Raw genomic sequence first — 24,728 nt, 5'->3', positions numbered from 1 at the left:
GTTGATGACGCGTACGAGATGATTTTCGGGGATATCTTCTTGCAAGTCCATTGGCAAGGACAGTTGATCGATGTTATATTCTTTGTACATAAAGAAGCCTCTCTTTACTTAGAATGGTTGGGTGGTACCTCCATTTTAACAAGGGTTGGCTTCTTTTTGTTTGAGCATTTCATGAACAGGTTAAAGGCAGACGGAGCATTAAATGATTCTGGAGAAGCGAAGTTTATGCTTACGAAGTAGCTTTCTTTCAGAAAGCTTTGAAGCGGTCGCTTTTGCTCAGGGATTCCTACCTTACCTCGTTGATTAAAGGGAATCCCTGAGCAATGGCGATTGGAAGAACATTTAATGCGCAGGCAGCTGGTTTACCTAAAACAAAAAACAGGGTGTCCCATCGTCATTTTCATGACTTATGGGACACCTCCTTTTTTTTTTGTACAGGAAAGGGTCCGGTTTGGATTGACAATTCTTTCTGTAGTCGTTAACCTACAATCGGGTTATAAAAACGGTTACATAAGGAGAGGGATTCATGGCGGATGCAGCAGGCGTTACAAGCTTTCTAGAGATTGTGGATGCGGGCTCGGGAGAGCGCCGCGTACTTGCGCAATTTGATTACTTAATTGAAGCGCCGAATTGGACAAGCGATGGCAAAACCTTAATCTATAACAGCAAGGGCCGGATCTATAGCTATGATATTGAACAAGGGAGAAGCCAAGAAATAGCTTCGTTATATGCCAACCGTTGCAATAACGACCACGTCTTGTCTCCGGACAACTCCCGTCTTGCCGTCAGCCATCATACGAAGGAAGACGGGCAATCCCGCATTTATGTAATTCCGATCGAAGGCGGGGATCCCGTATTAGTAACTCCAATGGGGCCAAGCTATTTGCATGGCTGGTCGCCGGACGGCAGCACGCTAGCCTATTGCGCGGAGAGAAACGGCCAATACGATATTTATATCATCCCGGCCATTGGCGGAGAAGAGACGCAATTGACGAACGTTCCCGGACTTAACGATGGTCCGGAGTATTCGCCGGATGGCGAGTATATTTGGTTCAATTCGGTTCGGACGGGACTTATGCAGGTTTGGCGGATGAAGGCGGACGGCAGCGAGCAGACGCAGATGACGTTTGACGAGAGCAACAACTGGTTTCCTCACGTGTCGCCGGATGGCAGCTTGGTTGCCTATATAACGTACCGGAAAGGCGATGTTGAGCCTGGCGACCATCCCCCTAACAAGCAGGTGGAAATCCGTCTCATGTCAAGTGAAGGCGGCGAATACCGGACGCTCGTTCAGCTGTTTGGCGGACAAGGAACGATTAACGTCAATTCGTGGTCGCCGGACAGCACGCAGCTTGCTTTTGTAAGTTATCGGTTGAACTCCTAATAGTGGTTAGAGAAGCCGTCGAAGATCATCATCCGATGATTGCAGAACGGCTTTTCTTTATTCCTTCTGGCAGGAGTGCTTCATGAATTGAATGAAGGAACGGACATGATAAGCCAAGATATCGGCTTTCCGGAAAGCGAGACAAATGTGCCGCTGCTGTACCTTACCCGGCAATTCCCGCAGGACGAGCTCCTTCCCTTCCACTTCGCGCTTCACGCTCCGCCATGGCAAAATGCCGATGCCAATCCCGTATTTGACGGATTCCTTGATTGTCTCAATTGCACCCAGCTCCATTCCAATCTTCCATTCCAGCCCGTTGTCCCTTGCCCATAACTCGGACAACTCCCTGGAGGTGGAGCCATGCTCGTGAAGGAGAAAGGATTCCGTCCGAAGATCGTCAACGGTGATCGTCTCTTGATGGGCCAGATGGTGGTTAAAAGGCAGAACAAGCTTCAAATCGTCATCCGCAAGCGGGATAATCTCCAGATCTTCCTGCGGACGGACAATTAGCGAGACTACGGCCACATCAATCTCGAACTCTCTCAGCAGTTTAATCACCGTGCCGGCTTGTTTGACCGTAAGCTGGGGAATTACTTTATCGTGATCAGCCTGGAAGGCAGCCAAATACGGCGGCAGAAAGTAGGTGGCGGGTATATAGCTCGCCCCTATTTTTAATTGTCCGCGGCCTTGGTCCCGAATCTCCATCATTAACTGGCTGGATTCATCCAATAACGCGCAAATGCGTTTGGCATAGGGAAGAAGGGTTTGTCCGGCATCGGTAAGCCGGAGCTGCCTGGGATGTTTGTAGAACAGTTCTACGCCAAGGGCTTCCTCCAGCTTCTTCAGATGAAAGCTGACGGTTGGTTGTTTAAGGGAAAGCTCGGCTGCTACCTCTGTTAAGGTAGACAGACGGGCGGCATGCGCAAATACGCGAAGCTGCTGTAAGTTCATCTCAGGTTCATCTCCTTATCTCTACTGCCTAACTATAGATAATTTCGATAAACCTATCAATAAGGATAGACGTTATTTAATGTAATCTTATCATTCTCTTAATCTTCCATTTACAATTTCTCGTTAATCTGAGAATGAAAGAAAAAGATATTGGAGGGGTAAGAGAAATGGCAAACGGATATAAAATGAAGGGTCTTATGCTTGCGAGCGTATTGATGGTATCAGCTGCATTATCGGCGGCATGCGGCAACAACGCGAATAGCAATAACGAAGCTAATACGGCGGGAGCCACGAATAATGCCGCGGCAACCACTGAAGCCAGCACAGAGACATCCACAGAACCGGCTGCAGACAACACGGCGGCAGATGCCAGCAAAGACGAACCTCTCGTTGTTTATTTGAACGACTTCGACGATATCGTTAAGCCGATGTTCGAAGAGAAAACAGGCTATAAATTGGAGATCGTTTCCGGCAACGGCGCGGAGATCGCTTCCCGGATCGAAGCGGAGAAAGGCAATCCGCATTGGGATGTCGTATGGATGGACTCCATGCCAACAATTGACCAGATGGGCAAAAATGGCCAGCTTCTCGACAGCTGGGCGCCAAGCAACTTGGACGGGTTGACTGACTTTGCCAAATCGCTTGTCCCAACTAACCATACTTACTTCCCGACAGGCGAGCATGCCGCATCGGTTATCGTATACAACACCAAAGCATTTGACGCAAACAGCGCCCCGAAAACTTGGAATGATCTGCTGGATGCCAAATTCAAAGGTACCATCGGCATGGCCGATCCTGCCGTAGCGGCTCCGGCGTACCCGTTTGTCGCTTGGTTCTTCCAATCGGAAGGCATGGATCAAGGCAAAAGCTTCTTTGACGCTCTGCTCAAAAACGATGTTCATGTCTACCCGAAAAACCCTAACGTGGCAAAAGCTTTGACGGACGGCGAGATCAAAGCCGCGGCGCTTCAAGAAAGCAATGCGTATACGCTCAAGAACTCCGGCGAACCTGTTGATATTGTTTGGCCGGCAGAAGGCGCACCGGCTTCGGTACGCGTTGCTGCCATTCAGAAGGAATCCAAACATCAAGAAGCGGCAAAAGCATTCGTAGAATTCCTGCTTGATCCGGCAACGCAGCAGGCATTGATCGACAAAGGCGACGAGAGTTACTTCGAGCCTTCGGTAAAAGGCGTTAACGCAAAAGCGGACCGTGCGGCTGACGCAAAGCTGGTTGTTGCGGAAGCGGGCTGGGCAGGCGAGCATGAAGGCGAAATCAAACAATGGTTTGCCGATAAAGCGGTGAAATAATGCTGCGAATGGGATCACAAGGAAACCGGACAGGCTGGCTAGTGCTAGCCGTCCTGTTTCTGCTTATATTGCTGCCGCTTTTTGCCGTAGTCATTCAAGTGCTTCTGCCGGGCGTTTTTTTCGGTCAATTCAAACTGGGAAACCTGTCGTTGCTGCTGGACGTATTCCGGCGGCCGCTTTGGTATGTATCCCTTAAAAATTCCGTCATTCTGGGTATTGGGACGACGGTATTTGCAACCATCATCGGGACGGCGATTGCTATGGCGAGAGCCAATTGGGTTTTCCGGGGCGCAAAGCTGCTTGATTTCGCCGTTTGGATACTCATCATTACCCCGTCCTTTATATTGGCGCAAGGTTGGGTGATGTTTGCTTCTGCCGACGGTTTAGCCGCGCAGTGGCTGGGTTGGCATAGCCTTCATTCGTTTATTTTCCAACCGGTTGGACTGATTGTGGTCATGACGTTAAGCAAATTCCCGCTTGCCTACTTAACGGTATATTCGGCACTCGAATGGAAGGTGGACCGGCTGAGCGAAGCCGCACGATTGTCCGGCGGCTCCAGCTGGACCGTATGGCGGACGATTCAAGCGCCACTCCTGCTGCCGGCGATTTGTTCCGGAGCGATGCTTGTTTTTATGGATACGGTAGGAGACTTTGGTCTTCCGGCATCCATTGCGACGATATTCCGTTTTCCGACTTTGCCTTATTCCATTTATTCAGCGCTGTACACCTCCCCAATTCGGTTTGATATGGCTGGGGCGTTATCGTTTTATCTCGTGCTGCTCATTGCGCTTGCGATGAGCGTTCAACTGTATGCGATGCGTAAATCCCGGTACGATTTTCTGTCTTCAAGGGCCACGCGCTCGGAACCTAGAAAACCGCGCAAAGGCGGTATTTATCTTGTCATCGGGAACCTTGTTTTTCTTGCGGTTGTTATCGGCATCCCGTTTGGCTCCAATCTGCTGATGTCTATTTCGGGCAGCTCCTCTTCCTCCGGCAAGGGGTTGACGTTTGAACATTATAGAGCTTTATTTGCGGGGAAAAACGACGCTTTGCTGGAAGGTCTCATCCATTCGCTTGAGATTGCGGCGGTAGCGGCGGTGATTGGGTTATTCGTTGGTTTCCTCGTTGCTTATGTCTTGACTTATTCCGAATTCAAGCTGCGCAAGACGATCGACGTCATTTCACTTGTATCGCTGGCTGTGCCGGGAATCGTGCTTGGCATCGGTTATATTTTTATTTGGAATCAGGCCTGGCTGGAGAAAATCGGACTTCTCCTCTACGGAACGCCTTGGATTCTGATCCTGGCAAGCGTAGCCGGCGTAATTCCGGTCATTACGAGAGTTGTTGTTGGAGCGATGGCGAAGGTGCCGAGACAGCTGTTGTCGGCGGCCCAAATGCAAGGCGCATCCTTCTGGCAGCGGGTTACGTCGATCTTAATGCCGCTCATCAAAGGGGCCATGTTGTACGCGGGTCTAGCCGCCTTTGGGGCGAGCGTGTTTGATCTGGCGATCTCGTCCATCTTGTATCCGCCTAACTTTATGACGCTTCCGGTAGTGATTAACAAAGCGTTCGAGGATTTGCAGTTCGGCTATGCGGCTGCGGCGACCTTAACGGGCGGCGGTCTCGTTATTCTCATCATTGCGGTCATGGAACTGCTCATCAAACCTTCAAGAAAGCGGGTAAAATCATGACTACTACCATATTGGAAGTGAAGCAGTTAGGCAAATCCTTTGGATCCCATACGGCGCTAAAAAATATTAATTTCTCGGTTAAGCAAGGCGAGATCATTAGCGTGCTTGGTCCGTCGGGCTGCGGCAAATCTACGCTGCTTCAGTTGATCGCGGGTCTTCAGCAGCCGGATGAAGGCGAGATTTGCCTGCGGGGAGCAACCGTGGCATCGGCATCTCGGATGGTTGCACCCGAGAAACGCGGCATTAACATGGTGTTCCAGGACTATGCGTTATGGCCGCATATGACGATCTATGACAATATGGCGTACGGACTCCGAAGGCAAAAGGTACCTGCAGCCGCAATCAAGGAACAACTTGCCGCGCTTGTAGCGTTACTGCATCTCGAAGGGCTAGAGGATCGTCTCCCGCCGCAGCTATCCGGCGGACAACAACAGCGGGTGGCGATTGCCCGCGCTCTTGCGACAAAGCCGGATCTGCTATTGCTGGATGAGCCGCTCTCCAATCTGGATATGCGCCTGCGCATTGAGATGCGTTCGGAGATGGCTTACTTGTTCCGTCAGCTAGGCACGACGGTCTTCCATGTGACCCATGATCCGGATGAAGCTTTTGCCATGGCGGATCGGCTCATGATTATGCGATCGGGAGCAATCGATCAGATTGACCGTCCGCAAATCTGTTATGAACGCCCGGCAACGTTATCCGCGGCGATGCTGCTTGGAGCGGGCAACCGTCTGAAGAGCACGCTCGTCAGCGAAGGGGAGCATGCAACGGTGCGTATTGCCGGACACGACATGGTTGGAACTACGCTAGGCGGCAGTTCGGAGGTTCAACATGCGGAAGCGGTGGATTTGCTGTTCCGCCCGGATTCGGCGTTATATCGGAGCGACCCTTCGGCTGAAGGAAATCAGCTAACCGTCCATGTGCTTCACAGCGTGTTTGAGGGCAAACGCTGGCGCGTGCTTGCAAAGACCGGAGACGGCCAGTCCATCTCCTTCCTGAATGACGAGTATTTGGAGGCAGGCCAGGAAGGAAGTTTGCATATAAGCGTTGCGGATGTGTTCGTCTATCCGCGTCAGTCGGCTTAATAACAAAAGACAGCTCACGGGTCCTTTCACACAAAGGACATCGGCAGCTGTCTTTTTTGATGAATACAAGGTCAATTTATTAGAAGAAAAAGGTTGGATTATGTTGCGGAATATAACCAAATGGTTGAGGATATGGATATTGCTGCTGCTGTGGTTGTTGTTGCTGTTGCTGCTGTTCGCGGGACATTGGCATAGGCTGGCAATTGGCCGGCGGCCCGATTACCGTCGTATCCGTAATTGGAGCAAGCGTCTGCTGGACCATTTGTTCATTCAGGCAATAAGTATGGGCAAGCACGCCGGGAGGGGTCAAGCGCAGCATATCGGACATTCCGATAAACTCCGGAACGGGGGCGTCGAAGATCGCCAGCAGATGGGTATTATCGACCGTGGCCATTTCGTAATGCAGCCAGCCTTGCGGAATATTGGCGACTTGGCCGGGAGTGATCGGAATATTCAGCAGTTTTTTCGTAAACGGGTTAATGAGGGATACAAGCGCCGCGCCGGAAATACAGTAGACAAGTTCGGTAGCATTCTGATGAATATGCGGTTCTACGACATTCGAACGGCTCAAATAAATATCAAGCAAGGAGACATTGCCAAGCGTATTTAATTGTTCAATGCCAAGCGTATTAATAAAGTTCTGGTTGTCTTTTTTGAACGTGGTGTTCTTGTTGACATCGTACCAAAACTGCACGTTAGGGGAAGTGAAATCCATATAGGATACCGCCACTAGCTCTCCGCCTTTCCGAAGACATCGATTTTGAAAAACTAATGGGATATCCTATGCGTTCGCCCGGCACGACGTCCGCCTATTTATTTCAGATAGGACTTGCCCGGGTATTTCACGACCGGCCATTTCTCCTTGCGCAGCGCGTTCAATAGCTCTGGTCCGACATGCAGATTGTCTCTGACGAGGTCACGGGGCGTAAGGGCCATCCACTGGTTAAGGGAGACATCCATAAATCGGTCGCTTTTGAACATCTCGAGAAACCATAGCGACTGGTCGCCTGTATTTTGAATGTAATGCCCATAAGCAAATGGAACATAGCCGACATCGCCGGCCCGGTAATCAAACGTTCTGGCCGCACCGTTGCCCGCAAAGACGGTCATTCTTCCTTGTCCGGTCAAATAATATTGCCACTCGTCATTATTCGGATGCCAATGGAGTTCCCGCATGGCGCCGGGTTTGATCTCGACGAGCGCGGCGGCAATCGTTTTGGCGGCATGGAAGTTGGTCGAGTCCGCGATTCGTACCGTACCGCCTGGCGTTACAATCGGAGTCTGGGCGAGCAGCCGGTATTTGAAGCTTTGCGGTACGGTCCCGTAGGGGGAATGAACCTGCTGGCTATCGAGAGAACCGGGTACTTCGTCTTGGAAAATATACAGCTGGTCCGTTGGAATCGAGTCGAACGCGGATTCCGGAACGCCAAAGTTGGCGCATAACACATCCTTCGGGGTATGTGCGAACCAATCGGAGATCGACAGCGTGTTCAGATCGGAAAATTTGCCGTCGTCAAACACAAGCAGGAACTCGCAGCCATGCTCAAGCCCTTGTATGGAATGAGGCAATCCCGCCGGGAAAAACCATAAGTCGCCCGCGCCAACATCCGCAATGAAATTGCGTCCGTCCTGGTCCACCGAAGTAATCCGCGCGCTGCCCCAGATCATATAAGCCCATTCCGATTGCTGATGCCAATGCAATTCCCGGACGCCGCCTGGCGTCAGATACATGTTTACTCCGGCGAGCGTAGTGGCAATCGGCAGCTCGCGGACCGTAATCTCGCGGGACCAGCCTCCCTGATTAAGCTGCATATGGGTATCGGAGAAAGAAAATTTCATGTTCGGAACCAGACCGTTATCGGTCACCGGCGGGCGAAGCATATCGGGATTCTCGAGATCTCTCATAATATCCCGCGGGCCTAGATCTGGCCCCCCGGCGCCATCAATGGCACGATAGGGTTGCGGAACCTTAATAGGCTCGGATTTGCCGCCGCCGGAATTCGAATCGTTCATACCTTTCCCTCCTACAAAGAATTGCAAAGCGATTCTTGCTTCGTAAGCATAGACTTTAAGCTCTTCAAACAAACTTATGAGGGAAGGGTTGGTTTTTATGAGGCAGGCTGGGAAGATGGGGGGAGGAGATCATTTGGCATATCAACGAGGTGCCTAATGATGTCCCGCACCGTTAAGCACACGGGAAGTAAAGTTGTAGGATCCGGAAATGAAAGAGTAAAATGGAGAAGGTAAGTAACGAAACCCGGACGAGATAATAGTTTGTGACATTGAAAAGGTAATACATAGGCCGGAGCATTAGAAGGGAGGAAGATTTTGCGGAAATTATGGTTGATTCCAGTGTTTCTCTGCATGGCACTTGGTGTTTTCTTAATTGGCTATTTGAGACCTTGGTTATCGCCAAATACATTCGTCAGTGGTTGGGGTGCGATTTCCAAAGATCAACAATACTTAAACGCTACACAGCCCATTCAATTTAACGCGACAATTAAAAATAAAGGACATTACCCTGTATACGTAAAAGAGGTTAAGGCTATTTTTGCAGAAGCAGTAAACAACAACTTCCAATCGGGCGATACAACAATAGCGGTTGGCAAGTGGTTGAAGCCCAATGAAACATCCGAAGTTGAAGGGAAATGGTTATTCAGCACATCGGGGATCAAAAATAACAATATTATGCAGGCAGTCCCGACTTTTGTGTCGTTTCAAGTTCGCATTTTTCCATAAGAAGGTGGTTCATCTATGGCTAGCACGCATGTCTATTCCAAAAAAGAAGAAGTCGCTAACGCGCTCACCCACGGCATTGGCGCAGGATTGAGCATTGCCGCTCTGGTATTGCTTATTGTAAGGGCGAGTTACATTGGCGAAGCATGGCATATCGTATCATTCACCCTATTCGGGTTGTCTATGGTCATTTTATACCTGTCATCAACCTTGTTGCATAGCTTCCCAGAGGGGAAAGTAAAAGATCTATTTGAAATATTTGATCATGGGTCCATCTATTTGTTTATTGCCGGTACCTATACGCCTTATCTGCTCGTATCCATACGAAGTCCGCTTGGTTGGAGTTTATTCGGCATTGTTTGGGGTCTTGCGGTGTTCGGTGTGGTGTTTAAATGGTTCTTTGTAAAAAAGTTTCTAGTCCTATCAACGCTTGGTTACGTCGTTATGGGATGGATGATCGTCTTTGCATGGGGGGCGTTAGTTGACCATCTAGCACATGGCGGTCTCGTATTTCTGGTCATTGGCGGCGTGTGTTATACCGTTGGCAGCATCTTTTATGTATGGAGAGGATTCACGTACCATCATGCCGTGTGGCATCTCTTTGTGATCGCCGGATCGATCTGTCATTTCTTTTCGGTCCTATTATACGTTTGACACCTTATTTCATTTGAGTAGAGGATGGGGAAAAAATGAACTTTGCACCGTTGTCCCGATTTATCGATCAAATCACGGCCTGGCGTATTCCTTGGGCGGAGGTGCATGTTATGCACCGTAATGAAACGGTGTTCCGCTACCGTGCCGGATACGCCGATCTGGAAGCGAAGACCGCCATTGAAGAGGACAAGTTGATTTATCTCTATTCGCTTACGAAAATAGTAACGTGCACGGCCGCCCTTCAGCTCGTTGAAAAAGGTACAATCTTGCTCGGAGATCCGATCTCCGCTTATCTGCCGGAGTTTTCGGAGATGACGGTACGCAAGGAGCAATCGGACGGTGGCGTTACAACGGAGTTAGCGGAACGTCCGATAACGGTTCGCGACCTGTTGGCGATGACCGCTGGTTTCTCCTACGATTTCGCTGCGCCTTCCCTGAGGGAGGCTATAACAAGCACGAACGGTCTGCTGCCGACCCGCGAATTTGCCAGGGCTCTCGCCAAGGAACCGCTTCTATTCGAACCGGGGACAAGATGGAACTATAGTTTTTGCCATGACGTTCTTGCAGCTCTAGTGGAAGCCGTTGACGGGAGGCGCTTCAGCACGTATATCCGCGAGGAGATTACAGGTCCGCTTGGCATGCGCGACACTGGCTTTTTCTTAACGGATGAGCAACATAGCCGCCTTGTACCTCAATATATATTCAATGATGAACTTGGCAAGGCCGATCGATTTGACGGAGATTGGTACCGTCTCGGAACGGAACTCGAGAGCGGAGGGGGAGGATTGCTGTCAACCGTAAGCGATTATTCGCTGTTCCTGAACGCGTTGACCAATTGCGGGACAAGCCCGGAAGGCGTACGCATCTTGTCAGCTGCCAGCGTAGAACTGATGAGGACGAATCATCTGACCGAGCTCACGCGGAGCGACTATAACTGGGAACATCACGCGGGTTACGGTTATGGACTAGGCGTAAGAACGCATATATCTAAAGCCAGCAGCGGCTCCTTGTCCCCACTCGGCGAATTCGGTTGGAGCGGCGCGGCCGGCAGTTACGCGATCATTGATCCCGAGTCGCAGTTGACGGTCATGTATGCGCAGCACCTGATCAATAATCAGGAGCCTTACGTCCATCCAAGGCTGAGAAACATCGTGTATTCCTGTCTTTCATAATAAGAAAACTCCCCTGCGGCAGACGGATTAATAACCTGCTGCCATAGGGGAGTTATTGGTCGTTCTAGAGCTCGAAAGTGCCCCATTCCAATCTAGCTTTGTCCGTTTCAGTTGGAACAGAAGAGATTTCAGTCTGCGTCACAGCTTCAACGGTGAAATAAACGGTGTCACCTGCATGCAGAATATCGTTTGCAAGCAATGAACTTAAATCAATTTCCCGCGTAATGGTAATTCCACGGTCTATATTAACATGATCAGCATGATGTTCCTCGGATGCGTCATCATTCACTGCTATATAAACTCTATAATACGAGATTCCCTGCTCTTCAGCATCTGTATCCGTAATCGTCAGAGTGGCGGCAGTTGCGCTGCTTCGCGTGATACTTAACGAAGTTACCCCGTTTGGTTCGGGATTTGCAACGGGGTCTGCCCAGTCGGTAACTTCGCAAGTGACGGAAGGTCCAACGTTCCCGTAAATGTCCACTGGTGCCGCTTTTATCTGAAGAATGGACGAATCCGCTACATATGTGGATTCCATTGCCGTTGTCTCATCCTTATCTTGCGTGAAACGATTCAGCTCGGTGCTTACGTCGTTCGTAAGATCCACAATGGTAACAAGGATAGACGATACGTCAGACTGTTCGCTTGCCGCATGAATGTTTCCGGCAATGTAGTTTGGTCTAACATCCGTATCCTCCAAGGTTACCGTTAGCCCCTCATTTGTTGGTCCAGCCTTATCCCACTTCACCGATGCCTTGTCATTAATGGTCGGTACCGACGGATTGCCCGCTTGATCGTAAGCGACGATAGTAAAATGCACGGTTTGCGAATCGGATGGCGTAACTATGCCTCCTTCTAAAGCGTCTAGCTTGATGTCCACTTCGCCGGCAGCTTCAACACGCCAGTAAGGATCCGAAGTTGTTGCTTCTCCGTCTTCCGCTACGAACACTTTATAGTAATCGACGCCTTGCTCTGCCGCATCGGCGTCCGCGATCGAGAGAACGGCATGAGTAGTGCTTCCTAACTTTTGCGTAACCTCCGCTTTTGAACTCAAACCGTTAGGCGGTGTCAGATCTGGCTGCGGTGTGGATGTAGAAGGAGCGGATGGCGCAATCAATTGTCCATTAATCGCCGCTACTTTTGATAAGTCGTTCGGATTCGCGAACAATGCCTGTGGTTTTACCCCTGCCGGCAGAATGAGGTTATTGATTTGCGTATTTCCCGGCAAAGACAATAGGGAAGTGCCTTGTATTTCAAGCGTTCCAATTGTGCCCACCAGAGAGATTGTATTCGTGCCGCCGCTGCCGTTTACGGTAACATGATTGATATTGGCTTTACCGGTGAAAGTCGCGCCATTGCCGCTTGTTGCACTAGGATCGCCGATAATAAGCGTATCGATCTGCGGATTGCCCGTATAGTTCAAGCTAGTACCGGATTGAACGGTAATTGCGCCAATCGAACCGGTACTTCCGGTACTGACCTCAGTAGGCACAAAAGCAACCAAGTCGCATTTCATGTTCTCGCATACAACCTTTTTGCCGCCCGTATTGCTTGTGTCCGGACTTGGCGGTGTTATTGGTGTTGTCGGGACTGTTGGTGTTGGTGTGAATATAGGCGGTGGCGTAAACTGTAATCCAGGGTTACTAGGTATAACGATTGGCGGTTGTTGAAAGCTTGGCACGTAGCCAAACTGTCCAGCCGAGAAATTCGTCGTCCCGCCGGAATTGGTCAGTTGAATGAGGCCGTCAATCACTTGAACGTAAAGACCCGGTGACGTCCCAGCGCCAGAAGGTATGGGAGGAGATGACAACGCCAGACTGCGAGTCCCCGGAACGGGATTAGCCGGATCGATCTGCTTCAGATTAGCGCTGTTTTCGAGTACCAATTGACCCAAATCACTGTTCTGCAGCGACAAATTCGCTACCTGCGTATGTGGGCGATTAGCATCTTCCACATACACCGTCTCGCCATTTACTTGCACGTTTGACGCGGAGAAATTGGATTGGATAGACGGAGCAAGATACAAATCGCCTTTAATGATCACGTTGGCAAGCGTAACCTGATCCGCATCTACGATAACAGTTCCGTTAATCGTGCTGCCTTGCGCATTCAAGACGAGATTCGCATGCTGACCGTCCAAGGCGTCTTTATAACCGATTATCAGCGTTTCGACGGAAACAATCTTATTCTCGCGCCGGGTGAACTGAATGGCAGCATCATGCAAGATGGACTTGTTCGAAGGTTGAAATAAACCTTTTAACGAATTATCCGCACGATAGGAATGGCCGTCGATAATGATCGTGCCGTCATCATGGATATCCTCGATCCGGTAAGATTTATAGAAAGAACGATATAAGAGGGTAACGGTTTCGGACCGCGTAATGACGTCGCCCGGGGCAAATCGATCCTTAGCTTTTCCGGCAATGATTCCGGTGCTTGTCAACGCGTTAACCGCGCCGGCATACCAGCTTTTCGCCGGTACATCGCGAAATGAACTGCTGGTTTGCGCTGTTAGATGTTTGGCAGCCGCGATCCAGCTGGCTGCTTCAGCTCTTGTTACAGGCAAGCTCGAACGGAATGTGCCGTCAGGGAAACCGTGCGCGAGACCCGCCTCTTGGAGAGCGGCGTAGTATCCGGCCAATTTGTCATCTTTCACATCTTTAAATGTAGAAGGGTTCTCGGACGGGGACAAGCCCAACGAATAGGCAAACAGAAAAGCAAAATTACCCCGCGTCATCACAACCTCGGGTCCAAACTTGTCTCCTTGCTTCGGGCTTAAGATTCCCTTCGCAATCCAATCGTTTACCGCCTCTGCGTACCAAGCTTTATCCGGTACATCCGTATAATGCGGCACCTTATCCGCGATTGGCGCGGGGCTTGCTGCGGCGGCCTTACTCACCGGAACAGGAAGCGTTACGGCTATTGCGGCTGCCATCATGCCTGCAAGCCATTTCGTGCGAATTGCTGAACGCGACATTAATACTCTCCTTTTTGGATAAAAATAGTAATACCAACAAGAAATTATAGCATAAAACACTAGATTTACCGTAGCGGATTTTGAATAATAAAAACCAGCGGCAGCCATGGCTGCCGCTGGTTTTATATCTACTGAATCCATGCATTCTTTCAGAAATCGGTTGTTCCCATTTTGCCATCCTGGAAATCCACGAAAGCCTGGAATACTTCTTGCCTGCTATTCATTACAAAAGGTCCTTGCTGGAAGACAGGCTCATCGATTGGTTCGCCGCTCAGCACGATCACGACGGTATCATCGGTTAATCCTTGGATTCGAATGTCACCTTCAACATTGGAGAAAAGGATGAAATCCCCTTCCGATACCGTTTTGTCTTCGTTCACAACGGCGCTGCCTTTCAGCACGAGAGCAGCCGTATTGTAGGCGGAAGGGAGCTCGAAGGTTGCGGTTCCGTTTGCTTTGAACGCCATATCGAACAGGTTAATTGGCGTGAAGGTTTGCGCGGGGCCGGTTACTCCGTTGTAGCTGCCCGCAATAACGCGAACCGTACCGCCGCCATCCGGAAGCTCAGCGTATCCCATATCCGCTTTAAGCAGCTCCTGATATTTAGGGGCATGCATTTTGTGTGCCCGGGGAAGGTTGACCCAAAGCTGGATCATATGGAACAAGCCGCCTTGCTCCGAAAAGCTTTTCTCATGGTATTCCTTATGGAGCAATCCCGAACCTGCTGTCATCCATTGCACATCGCCGGGACCAACTACGCCGTGGTTGCCCATGTTGTCATGATGCTCGACAGATCCTTCATAAGGGATCGTAACGGTTTCGAAGCCGCGGTGCGGGTGAGCGCCGACGCCTTTCGCCTCTCGGCTAGGCGGGAATACGAATGGGGCATTATAATCCATCAGGATAAAAGGACTGAACCGCTGGCCGAAGTTGGTTCCCCCAGGGAAATAATTGGATACCCGGAAGCCGTCGCCAACCATATGGAAGGGAGCTCCTTGAAATACGCCTTCAATTGCCCGGAAAGTAGTTGTCATGATTGAAGCACTCCTTTATGTGAAAGTGATGAGTAATAGTTATCTTAAAATTAAGATACTATAAAAAAGTAAGTATGTAAAGAGGGGAAGGTAACCAAAGAAAAAAGACAGCCTCCAGCAGCAATGTTTCTGCTGTAAGCTGTCTTTCTGCGGTTTATGGATTTAGCTCCGGTACCTGCTGTTCTACATAAGCTCGTACCGCCTCCGCATCATCCAGATCAAGCACGGCTTCCGCTAGGGAAGCGAGCTTAGCGCGATCAAGACGGGAGAGGAGCGCGCGGGCAGGAAGGACGGCGGATGCGCTCATGCTGAATTCATCCAGTCCCATGCCAAGCAGAATCGGAATGGCGATTGGCGTTCCCGCCATTTCGCCGCACATGCCAACCCACTTGTTTTCCTTATGCGCCGCCCGAATAACCTGATCGATCAAGCGCAGGACAGGAGGATGGAGCGGATCAGACAAATAACCAAGCTTCGGATTCATCCGGTCTGCAGCCATCGTATATTGAACAAGGTCGTTTGTTCCGATGCTGAAGAAGTCAACCTCGCGGGCGAAACGGTCTGCCATCTGGGCTGCCGCGGGAATCTCGATCATGATGCCGGCTTCAATCTGTTCGTTGAAGGCGATATTTGCGCTTCGGAGCTCTTGTTTGGCCTGTTCGAGCAGCCCTTTCGCTTGGCGCCATTCGCCTAGCGTTGCAATCATCGGGAACATGACTTTTAATTCGCCAAAAGCGCTTGCCCGCAGCACGGCACGGAGCTGCGTCTTGAACAGTTCCGGACGGTCCAGGCAAATACGGATCGCGCGGTACCCGAGAAACGGATTGTCTTCTTTCTCAAGCTGCAAGCTTGGCAACTCCTTGTCGCCGCCGATGTCCATCGTGCGGATAACGATAGGGGCGCCATGGCCGAACGCTTCAGCCACTTCTTTGTATGCCGTAAACTGCTCGTCTTCGGTAGGCAAATCCGGCCGGCCCATATACAGGAATTCCGTTCGGAATAAGCCAACGCCTTCGGCACCATGCTCGCTTGCCGCAACGGCATCCTGGGCGGAGCCGATATTGGCAACAAGCTCCACCTGATGGCCGTCAGCGGAGACGGACGGTTTGCCGCGGAATTGCTCGAGAAGAGCGCGCTTGCCTTCCGCTTGTTGCCGCAAGGCCTCATAACGGGCCAATTCGTCGTCTTTCGGATCTACGAGGACAAGTCCTGCCGCTCCGTCAACGATAACCAGCTTGCCGTCTTCAATCTGCAGCGCTGCTTCGCCTGCACCCACGATCGCAGGTATTCCCACCGAACGCGCGATGATCGCGGAGTGGGAAGTACGTCCGCCCGCTGCGGTCACGAAGCCGCCAATAACGGAAGGATCAAGCTGCGCGGTATCCGAAGGAGTTAGGTCGAAAGCGAACAAAATCGACTTCGACTTGGAATCTCCGGCAGCCGCTTGCATAGCATCGGAGTCGCTTGCGCCGCTTAGCTTGCGGATCACGCGTTTGCTGACATCACGGACATCCGCGGCTCTTTCCCGCAAATATTCGTCATCGAGAGCGGCAAGCATGCTTGCCACATCTTCGCCGGCTTTATTCATGGCGGCTTCCGCCTTGTAACGTTGACCGCGGATCTTCTCCTGCGCTGCGCCAATGAGCTCTTCATCTTCGAGCAGCATGAGATGAGCTTCGAAGATCTCCGCTTCCTTCTCGCGGCCGTCTTCCAGCATGCGAGCATGAATCGCTTCAAGCTCACCGCGTGCCGCCGTAACCGCAGAGTCAAATCGCGTCAGCTCGGCTTCTTCTTGGCCAGCGTCAATATAAGTGATGCCTTGCGGTGCTGCTTCTTCGCGGAGGATCACCGCACGGCCGATCGCATAACCTTCCGATGCGGCGATTCCTTTAATCTCAGTTGCCATCATTTGCGGGCCTCCTTACTCTGCTTCCGCAGTTGCCAGCACCGCACCAATAGCATCAACCGCGGCTTCCGCTTTCTCTCCTTCAGCGCTGACCGTTACCGTATCGTTTTGCTTTGCGCCGATCGAGAGGACGTTAACCAAGCTTTTAGCGCTCACTTTGCGTCCGCCTTTCTCCAAATAAACGGTACCTTCGCAAATTTTAGCCGCTTCAACAATTTTTTTAGCAGGACGGGCGTGGATGCCCGTCGGGTTCATTACTACGTATGCTTTCTCCACCATGATTGCCTCCTAAACGTATTGCCATATATTTCTAACTACATCCGTTTTTTGATTTGTTCTTTCAAACGTTCCGATTGGGTACCAAAAATCGCCTGAACGGCACCTTTGCCAAGACGCATGACGCCGGCAGCGCCAAGACGTTTCAGTTCAGCGTCGTTTACCGCTTTATCATCTTTAACGATGAGACGAAGACGGGTAATACAAGCGTCAATGCTCTCGATATTGCCGGAACCGCCAAGCGCTGCCAGCACTTGGCTAGCTTTATCGTCGCCAGCAGCAGGAGCAACTGCGCTGCCGCCTTCCTCAACGAGTTCATCGTCTTCGCGACCAGGCGTTTTGAGGTTCAGCTTCACGATTACGACGCGGAACAGCACATAGTATACAACCGCGTATACGAGGCCGATCGGAATGATCATCCAGCCCTTCGTCGAGAGCGGGTAGTTGATGGCATAATCCAGGAAACCGGCCGAGAAACCAAAGCCGTGGTGAATGCCAAGCTCAACTACAAGCCAAGCCGAAATACCGGTCAAGACGGCGTGGATCACGTAAAGCACGGGAGCCACGAACATAAACGCGAATTCAAGCGGCTCTGTAATACCTGTCAGGAACGAGGCAAGAGCGGAACCGATAAAGATCGAAGATACAAGTTTGCGTTTCTCCGGTTTGGCCGAATGAATAATCGCGAAGGCAGCAGCCGGAAGGGCGAACATCATAATCGGGAAGAAACCTGTCATGAACATGCCCGCAGTAGGGTCGCCTGCAAAGAAGCGGTGCAAGTCACCGTGTACCACATTGCCTGCAGCATCCGTGTAATCGCCGATTTGGAACCAAGCGATCGCGTTGATAACATGGTGCAGACCAAACGGGATGAGCAGTCGGTTAGCCGTCATGAAGATAAACGCGCCGATACCGCCGAGATCTACAATCCAACGGCCAAACGTGTCGAGACCCGATTGGACAGGTCCCCAGATAAGGCCAAAGATCAAACCGACGATAACCATTGCAAACGAGGTAATGATCGGTACAAACCGTTTGCCGCCAAAGAAGCCAAGCCAATCCGGCAGCTTAATGTCATGGTACTTGTTATAGAAGTAAGAAGCGACAAGACCTGCGATAATACCGCCGAGAACACCCATGTTAAGCGTTGTGTCTTTTTCAACGAGACTCGTGAATACAACCGGAATCTTGCTGAGTACGTTTGTAAGCACAAGATACGCAATAACAGCTGCAAGCGTTGCAACCGCATCGCCGGCCATCCCGATCGCAACGCCAATTGCGAAGATGAGAGGCAGGTTATCAAAGATTGCGGAGCCGCCGGCGGCAAGGAATGGCGCGATATAATGGTTCAGGAAGTCACCAAATTGTCCAAAGCCGAAATCCTTTACATAATCGATATTGCCAAAACGAAGCAGAAGGGCTGCCGCAGGCAAAGCCGCGACAGGAAGCATTAGAGATTTACCGATTTTTTGCAAAAATGCGAGCATCTTATCCTCACTCCATGTCAATAGTTTAGGTTTTCAAAATAACCCTAATCGTATCCGGATCACCGGCTTTTACGGATTTGAAGGTGCATTCCACTTTCTCGGCACCATCCTCGTTAGCTACGATAATTGGGGTTATCACCGGATAACCGGCATTGCGGATTTTGTCCAGGTCGCATTCCAGAAGCGTTTGACCTGCTTTGAAGGAATCTCCCGTGCTTACGAGCGCTTTGAAGCCATCGCCGTTCAGGGCTACCGTGTTGATTCCCACGTGAATGAGAAGCTGCAAGCCGGACGAATGCTCAATGATGAGCGCGTGATGCGTATCGATCAAATGGCTGACCACACCGTCAAACGGAGCAACTACACGTCCGTCTTCCGGCTCGATTGCAACGCCTTCTCCCATCAGGCCTTGTGCGAATGCTTCATCCGGCACCTCGCTAAGCGGAACGAGTTTGCCGCTCAGAGGCGCGGATACACTTACGGAATTCGATTTTTTGCCAAACCATTTCATATGATCTTCTCCTTGCTATCCATGTTGTTGTTTGTCTATGTTAGTCTGCATCCACCGACCGGAATAACCGGTACAAATGCATGGCGAGGTAACCAATTTCATCTAAGGAAACCTTCATGCTTAATCTTTCCCCGATCAAAGCCGCGATTACTTCCGCCTTCTGATGCTCAGTAGGTATCTTGTTTCGTATTTCCGCAGAAAATGGATTTTCGGTCTCTTTGTTCTGCAGGATGCGCTCCATCATATAACGCAGATGCATAATCAGCCTTGCATAATCCGAACTCGTCTTCGACATTTGCGTGCCAAGCCATTCTTCGATCCGCTCTACGATCTCGTTCATCAGCTCCGTTAACTGAACCAGCTGTCCAGCGGTAACGGACCCTGCTGCCGAATACACGTGATACGTCAGAAAGCCGACTTCATCTTCAGGGATGATGACGTCGAATTTCTCGCTGATCATTTTTGCGGCCTTGGACGCGATTTTGTACTCCTGGGGATAACACATTTTCGTTTCATACAGGAAAGGATTGACGATCTCCATGCCGTTTCTTAACCGGTAGACAACAAATTGAATATGACTCGGCAAAGCGAAATACACTTTCGGATCGACAGGAGTGCCGAGCCGCTCTCGAATCTCATCAATGATCTGCTCTGAGATTTGCACCACTTCGGGATCCAATTCTTCAAGCAAAGAGTGGTAATGCAATGCCTTATCCCGATCATCCAGCCGGTAACGCTTCTCAATTCGTGGGTCTTCGGCATCGATAAATTTCTGGCCTTTGCACGAGAAGCCAATGCCTTTGCCAAACAGTACATATTCTCTCGATGAGTTCGGCTCCATCGTTAGGATGACATTATTGCCAACGATCCGATCGATCCGAAGTTGTCCTTTGATCCCCACGTCAATCCCTCCTCTCAGTAGTAAATTCCCCAATTTGAGCACAAAAAAACCAAGAAAAGACACCGCCGGTAATTCGGGCGGATACTCTCCTTGGCTCATGCCTAGTCGAACTAGTAACATGCCAAAAGGCTTGTTATATATTTGGCTCGTTCTCACTATAAATCATGCAACCGTTTACGTCAATTGAAAAATATTTCGTTCTTTTATTCCTTTGGGAGTGATTCCGGAGACCTACAGGAAGGTTGCGGGGAGTGGAGAACCTCTTCTATTTCGCATTCATATAATGGTAGATAAGGTATATAAAGTAGACTGCTAGAACAGCGGAGGTGACCAAATGGCGACGCTTATTTCCCACTTCTATAATGAGGAATATTTGCTGCCATGGTGGCTGGCGCACCACGTCCCATTATTTGATCATGGGATTCTGATTAACCGCAGATCAACGGATAAGTCGGTCGAATGGATCCGGAAGTTGGCTCCGCATTGGGAAATTCGGGATTCCAAGGTGCCGGATTTTCATGCGGTCGATGTGGATAACGAAGTGATGGATTTGGAGAAAACCGTACAGGGATGGAAAATGGTGCTGAATACGACGGAGTTTCTTGTCGGCCGTTACGGCAAGCAATTGTTTCCGATTATGGATAGGCTCGGCGGGCAAATGTATGGGATCCGGACCATTACGATGGTTGATCCTGACGGTTATTATAATGATCCCGTGTACGCCTTGCCGCTGGTTAAGCAGCGTTATCATGGCGTTTTTCCGTCAGCGTCGAATTTGTATGCGAACCGATTTATTCATAAGCACAAGAGCGGTCACTATACTGCAGGCAGGCATTGGACAACGAGAGCCCATGAGGTGCTGTTGCAACCCACTTTCATTTTCAAGTTTTCATATAGTCCCTGGACAAATCCGATGCGCGCAAGAAAACTTCAGATTGGTCCAACAATCCCGGAATCCGCCTTGCGCCGCAACATGGGAAGCCATCATCCCATGAACGCGAAGGAACTTGAGTTGCAGTATTTGAGTTATGCGGCGGTCACAGGAGATTTGCGATTACATCCGGAATATAAACAGATAAGGATTAGATAATGATGCATAAGGTTGCCGTTACCGGTGCTACCGGCTGGATTGGTCGTTACGTTGTTGCGCTGCTGCTTGACAAAGGGTATGAAGTTCATGCCACCTATCGGCAAACTCCCCTTGCAACAGGCGGGATATGGCATCGCGTGAATCTGCTGAATGGAGATGAGGGAGTAAAGTTTATAAAGAGCGTAAAACCGGATTCCTTGATCCATCTTGCATGGGATGCGGTCCCGCCGCAATGTTACCGGTCGCTTGCCAATTACGAATGGACGAGGAATAGCATGGCGCTCATTCATCATTTCGTTCAATGCGGCGGACAACGCGTAGTAGTAGCTGGAACAGGTGCGGAATATAGGTGGGAGGAAGGGCTGCTTACAGAAAATTCATCCCCCGATTCGTTTGCAAATGCTTATGCGGCAAGCAAAAACAGCTTGCGGATCTGGCTGGAATCCTACGCGCAAATCGCAGGTTTCAGCGCGGCATGGGGCAGGGTGTTTCACCTTTTTGGTCCGCATGATCCAGGGAACCGGCTTGTAGCCTCGATCATTACTTCGCTTATAAACAAGCGGGAAGCTTTTTGCAAATTCGGAGATCTTAATAGAGACTACATTTATATAGAAGATGCAGCGGACGCATTCGTCGCTTTATTCGAAAGCGGATGCGAAGGAACGGTAAATATTGCAAACGGCAAGCCGATTCAACTGAAGCAACTTGCTTTGCAGATCGGTACCTTGATGGGCAGCGAGGACAAGATTATATTCGGGAATGAACCTCCGAAAGAGCCCATTATTATTGGGGCTGATGTAGGCAGACTTAGGGATGAGGTGCGATGGAAACCTCGATTTTCCCTTGTAGAAGGGCTGACAAGAACAATCGGCTGGTATGCGGAGCAGGAGTAACGGCCTTGTTTTTTTGAAGCGAGGCTTGACTAGAGGGACAGAATTAGGCACAATTACACTAGACATTTACTTACTTTACGTATATTACTTACTTTGCGTACATGAATAGGAATGGAAGCATGGCAAATCATTAGAGAATAAAGATTTGGTTGGCTGTGCTGAGGAGGACTTACGGATGCCATCAAGAAATGACAAAACGTTTGAATTTGGAGTTTATACATTAGGCGATCTTGCTTATGATTCCCGGACAGGGAGTCTTAAGTCGGCTGGAGAACGAATGAAGGAGATCATTCGAGCGGCAATCATAGCCGATGAAGCGGGAATTGACGTGTTTGGCGTCGGGGAGCATCATCGTCTGGACTTTGCGTTATCTTCTCCTCCGGTTGTGCTTGCGGCAATTGCGCAAGCGACTTCCCGAATCCGTCTTACAAGCGCCACAACGGTACTCGGAACCGCTGATCCCGTACGGGTATTTGAGGATTTTGCGACGCTTGATCTGATCTCGGACGGTCGTGCCGAGATGATCGCCGGGCGCGGCGCTTATATTGAATCTTTCCCATTGTTTGGATTCGAGCTTGATGATTATAAAGAGCTGTTTGCCGAAAAGCTGGAATTAATGAGGCAATTAAATCTTTCGGAACGCATTACGTGGAGCGGCCGTCTTCGCAGTCCTCTCGAGGATGCCGAGATTGCTCCACGTCCGCAGCAGGCGGCTATTCCGGTATGGGTAGGCGTTGGCAGCACGCCGGAGAGCGCGGCGCTTGCCGGCAGGCAAGGAGCAGGCATGGCGCTGGCGCTGCTTGGCGGCGAACCGGCAAAGTACAAGCATTTGGTCGATTGCTATAGGGAAGCGGGGCAGGCTGCCGGTTACGGCAACGATACGCTTCGTGTAGCCATAACCGGCCATTGTTACGTCGCGGAGACGACGGAACAGGCGTTGGATGAATTTTATGCCGGATATTCGAAGTACTATCTTCAGTTCATGGGCGGCAAGGAGAACGGAAAACCTCTCTCGAGGGACGATTTCAATAAATTGGCGGAGTCGCTCGCAATTGGCAGTCCTGAGCGGATTGCCGAGAAAATTGTAGCCCAGCACGAGCTGTTCGGGCATTCGAGATTTATGGCGCAAATGGACATTGGCGGCATGCCGCCAGCGCAGGTGGAGCACTCGATCAAGCTGCTCGCTACGCAAGTAGCGCCGCTTGTCCGGGAATCGCTTCAAATAAAGGTTTAATCGATTGGCCGATAAAACAATTCTATTCCTACTAGACAACTCGGAAGCATCGGCGTTATACTCAATCCAAATTATTTCAAATGAACAGAATAAGGATCTTCGGGGCAGGGTGAAATTCCTGACCGGCGGTAAATGTTATTCCCATTACTCTGACTATTAAGGGAAAGGGAATAACAAAGCCCGCGACTCCCTGAGCTGTCTAACAGCAAGGGGACTGACTTGGTGCAATTCCAAGGCCGACGGTATAGTCCGGATGATAGAAGATCGCTTGAATAAACTGCGGAAGGCGTTAGTATAGCCGGAACGCAAGTTTATTTAAGTTGGCCCCGATTCGCGAGCAACAAGCGGATCGGGGCTTTTTCAATTCTAAGCATTTATAGGTTTTATCCTATAGACGCTTAGAATTCATCGGAATGAAACGCGCTTTCCCGCCTAGGGACGGCGAAGCCGTTTCACCTTGGGTCCTGTATTCAGAAAGGGTATTAAGATGAACAATGTTACTGCTACACCGCTTATTCGCACCAAATCACCCGTGAGGCCGGAGTTTTGGCTGGTTGTCCTAGGGGCAGCGTTATGGGGAGTAGATCCGGTATTCCGGATCATATTGCTCAAGACGTTGACTTCAACGCAAATTGTATTGCTGGAGCATGTTATTTTATTTCTAGCCGCTGCGCCTGTATTATGGAAATTTCGAGCGGATCTTCGCGGAGTCAGGCTTCGCCAGCTTGGCGCCTTGCTGTTTGTATCTTGGGGCGGGTCGGCGCTTGCAACCATTCTGTTCACGCAAGGTCTGGTGCATGGCAATCCCAATGCGGTTCTATTGTTGCAGAAGCTGCAGCCGCTGTTTGCGATCGTTATGGCAAGAATTCTGTTGAAAGAGCTGCTGCCTAAGAAAATTGGCCCATTGCTTGTAATTGCGATGATCGGAACGTATTTTCTGACATTTGGATTTTCATTGCCGTTTGGCCATATGAATGAATTCGTTCAAGTAGGCAGCCTATTGTCGCTTGGCGCCGCTGCGTTATGGGGCGGTTCGACGGTCATGGGGCGTTACCTGCTTGGCAGCATGAAATACGAAACGGTTACTTCACTGAGATTTATGATGGCATTGCCGCTGCTGCTTGTCATTACATGGTCGGAAGGAGCGGCTTGGAAGCTTGCTGAAGGTACGGATCTTACAGCTGTTATCGTTAATCTGCTGCTTCAAGCGCTTCTGCCGGGGCTGCTCAGCTTGCTTCTCTATTATAAAGGTCTGAGTAAAATCAAAGCTTCTTACGCAACGATCGCCGAGCTTAGCTTCCCGATGGTTGGCGTCTTGCTTAACTGGTTCGTGTTTGGCCAGGTCATTACTTCTGCGCAGCTTGTAGGTTTTGTATTTATCTGGTTTACGTTATATATCATTTCAAGACAGCAAAATTAAGAGAATTATGCGTCTTTAA

At 50.2% G+C, this 24,728-nt stretch carries 21 protein-coding genes and 1 riboswitch; of the genes, 11 read left to right on the top strand and 10 right to left on the bottom strand.

The window, feature by feature from the left end; genetic code table 11:
* Positions 1-526: 526 nt before the first annotated feature.
* Complete coding sequence (locus QQK89_RS18870; RefSeq protein ID WP_284240191.1) at positions 527-1,384, top strand: TolB family protein; 858 nt, start codon at positions 527-529, stop codon at positions 1,382-1,384.
* A 57-nt stretch (positions 1,385-1,441) separates the two neighbouring features.
* On the opposite strand, the gene QQK89_RS18865 is transcribed toward QQK89_RS18870, so the two are convergent.
* The gene (locus tag QQK89_RS18865; RefSeq protein WP_284240190.1) at positions 1,442-2,335 is read right to left on the bottom strand and encodes a LysR family transcriptional regulator; all 894 of its coding nucleotides are present in this window, start codon (positions 2,333-2,335) and stop codon (positions 1,442-1,444) included.
* Between the two features lie 167 nt (positions 2,336-2,502).
* On the opposite strand from QQK89_RS18865, the gene QQK89_RS18860 reads away from it, so the two are divergent.
* From QQK89_RS18860 to QQK89_RS18850, 3 genes are read left to right on the top strand one after another with little or no spacing between them, the layout of a single operon-like run.
* Entirely contained in the window at positions 2,503-3,642 is a 1,140-nt protein-coding gene (locus QQK89_RS18860; RefSeq protein ID WP_284240189.1) for an ABC transporter substrate-binding protein, read from the top strand.
* 8 nt (positions 3,643-3,650) lie between these two features.
* Positions 3,651-5,333, top strand: a complete 1,683-nt coding sequence (locus QQK89_RS18855; RefSeq protein WP_349816731.1) for an ABC transporter permease — start codon at positions 3,651-3,653, stop codon at positions 5,331-5,333.
* Positions 5,330-6,418 (top strand): ABC transporter ATP-binding protein, encoded by a 1,089-nt coding sequence (locus QQK89_RS18850; protein ID WP_284240187.1) that lies wholly within the window; start codon positions 5,330-5,332, stop codon positions 6,416-6,418. Before QQK89_RS18855 ends, QQK89_RS18850 begins: the two co-directional genes overlap by 4 nt.
* A gap of 79 nt (positions 6,419-6,497) precedes the next feature.
* On the opposite strand, the gene QQK89_RS18845 is transcribed toward QQK89_RS18850, so the two are convergent.
* The gene (locus QQK89_RS18845; protein ID WP_284240186.1) at positions 6,498-7,148 is read right to left on the bottom strand and encodes a cupin domain-containing protein; all 651 of its coding nucleotides are present in this window, start codon (positions 7,146-7,148) and stop codon (positions 6,498-6,500) included.
* Between the two features lie 83 nt (positions 7,149-7,231).
* Positions 7,232-8,431, bottom strand: coding sequence for an oxalate decarboxylase family bicupin (locus tag QQK89_RS18840; protein ID WP_284240185.1), 1,200 nt, complete (start codon positions 8,429-8,431; stop codon positions 7,232-7,234).
* A 315-nt stretch (positions 8,432-8,746) separates the two neighbouring features.
* Here QQK89_RS18840 and QQK89_RS18835 point away from each other — a divergent pair, with 315 nt between their 5' ends.
* The 3 genes from QQK89_RS18835 to QQK89_RS18825 are packed head-to-tail and all read left to right on the top strand — an operon-like array spanning position 8,747 to position 10,980.
* Complete coding sequence (locus QQK89_RS18835; RefSeq protein ID WP_284240184.1) at positions 8,747-9,157, top strand: hypothetical protein; 411 nt, start codon at positions 8,747-8,749, stop codon at positions 9,155-9,157.
* Positions 9,158-9,172: 15 nt separating this feature from the next.
* Complete coding sequence (trhA, locus tag QQK89_RS18830; protein ID WP_284240183.1) at positions 9,173-9,808, top strand: PAQR family membrane homeostasis protein TrhA; 636 nt, start codon at positions 9,173-9,175, stop codon at positions 9,806-9,808.
* A 35-nt stretch (positions 9,809-9,843) separates the two neighbouring features.
* A complete protein-coding gene (locus QQK89_RS18825; RefSeq protein WP_284240182.1) occupies positions 9,844-10,980 on the top strand; it encodes a serine hydrolase domain-containing protein in 1,137 nt (378 codons plus the stop codon).
* Positions 10,981-11,044: 64 nt separating this feature from the next.
* Here QQK89_RS18825 and QQK89_RS18820 read toward each other — a convergent pair whose 3' ends face one another.
* From QQK89_RS18820 to QQK89_RS18790, 7 genes are all read right to left on the bottom strand, one after another.
* Positions 11,045-13,957, bottom strand: coding sequence for an S-layer homology domain-containing protein (locus tag QQK89_RS18820; protein ID WP_284240181.1), 2,913 nt, complete (start codon positions 13,955-13,957; stop codon positions 11,045-11,047).
* Between the two features lie 149 nt (positions 13,958-14,106).
* Positions 14,107-14,991, bottom strand: a complete 885-nt coding sequence (locus tag QQK89_RS18815; RefSeq protein WP_284240180.1) for a pirin family protein — start codon at positions 14,989-14,991, stop codon at positions 14,107-14,109.
* A 154-nt stretch (positions 14,992-15,145) separates the two neighbouring features.
* A complete protein-coding gene (ptsP, locus tag QQK89_RS18810) occupies positions 15,146-16,900 on the bottom strand; it encodes a phosphoenolpyruvate--protein phosphotransferase (protein ID WP_284240179.1) in 1,755 nt (584 codons plus the stop codon).
* Positions 16,901-16,912: 12 nt separating this feature from the next.
* Complete coding sequence (locus QQK89_RS18805; RefSeq protein WP_284240178.1) at positions 16,913-17,176, bottom strand: HPr family phosphocarrier protein; 264 nt, start codon at positions 17,174-17,176, stop codon at positions 16,913-16,915.
* Positions 17,177-17,211: 35 nt separating this feature from the next.
* Complete coding sequence (nagE, locus tag QQK89_RS18800; protein ID WP_284240177.1) at positions 17,212-18,660, bottom strand: N-acetylglucosamine-specific PTS transporter subunit IIBC; 1,449 nt, start codon at positions 18,658-18,660, stop codon at positions 17,212-17,214.
* Between the two features lie 25 nt (positions 18,661-18,685).
* The gene (locus tag QQK89_RS18795; RefSeq protein ID WP_284240176.1) at positions 18,686-19,171 is read right to left on the bottom strand and encodes a PTS sugar transporter subunit IIA; all 486 of its coding nucleotides are present in this window, start codon (positions 19,169-19,171) and stop codon (positions 18,686-18,688) included.
* Between the two features lie 40 nt (positions 19,172-19,211).
* Positions 19,212-20,072 carry a PRD domain-containing protein gene (locus tag QQK89_RS18790; protein ID WP_284240175.1) on the bottom strand — a complete coding sequence of 287 codons (861 nt, stop codon included), beginning with the start codon at positions 20,070-20,072 and terminating at the stop codon, positions 19,212-19,214.
* Between the two features lie 334 nt (positions 20,073-20,406).
* Between QQK89_RS18790 and QQK89_RS18785 the strand changes: the two genes are divergently transcribed.
* The 4 genes from QQK89_RS18785 to QQK89_RS18770 all read left to right on the top strand — a co-directional run bounded on the left by QQK89_RS18785 (position 20,407) and on the right by QQK89_RS18770 (position 24,709).
* Positions 20,407-21,162 (top strand): glycosyltransferase family 2 protein, encoded by a 756-nt coding sequence (locus QQK89_RS18785; protein ID WP_284240173.1) that lies wholly within the window; start codon positions 20,407-20,409, stop codon positions 21,160-21,162.
* A 2-nt stretch (positions 21,163-21,164) separates the two neighbouring features.
* On the top strand, positions 21,165-22,055 hold the full coding sequence (locus QQK89_RS18780; RefSeq protein WP_284240210.1) for an NAD-dependent epimerase/dehydratase family protein: 891 nt from the start codon (positions 21,165-21,167) through the stop codon (positions 22,053-22,055).
* Between the two features lie 175 nt (positions 22,056-22,230).
* Positions 22,231-23,289, top strand: coding sequence for an LLM class flavin-dependent oxidoreductase (locus tag QQK89_RS18775; protein ID WP_284240172.1), 1,059 nt, complete (start codon positions 22,231-22,233; stop codon positions 23,287-23,289).
* 91 nt (positions 23,290-23,380) lie between these two features.
* A riboswitch (FMN riboswitch) is annotated at positions 23,381-23,558 on the top strand.
* Positions 23,559-23,776: 218 nt separating this feature from the next.
* The gene (locus QQK89_RS18770; RefSeq protein WP_284240171.1) at positions 23,777-24,709 is read left to right on the top strand and encodes a DMT family transporter; all 933 of its coding nucleotides are present in this window, start codon (positions 23,777-23,779) and stop codon (positions 24,707-24,709) included.
* Positions 24,710-24,728: the final 19 nt, after the last annotated feature.

The sequence above is a fragment of the Paenibacillus glycanilyticus genome (assembly GCF_030161375.1).
GTDB lineage: Bacteria > Bacillota > Bacilli > Paenibacillales > Paenibacillaceae > Pristimantibacillus > Pristimantibacillus glycanilyticus_B.
The sequence above is the reverse complement of the archived record's forward strand: the minus strand, read 5'-3'. Positions and strand labels throughout refer to the sequence as shown.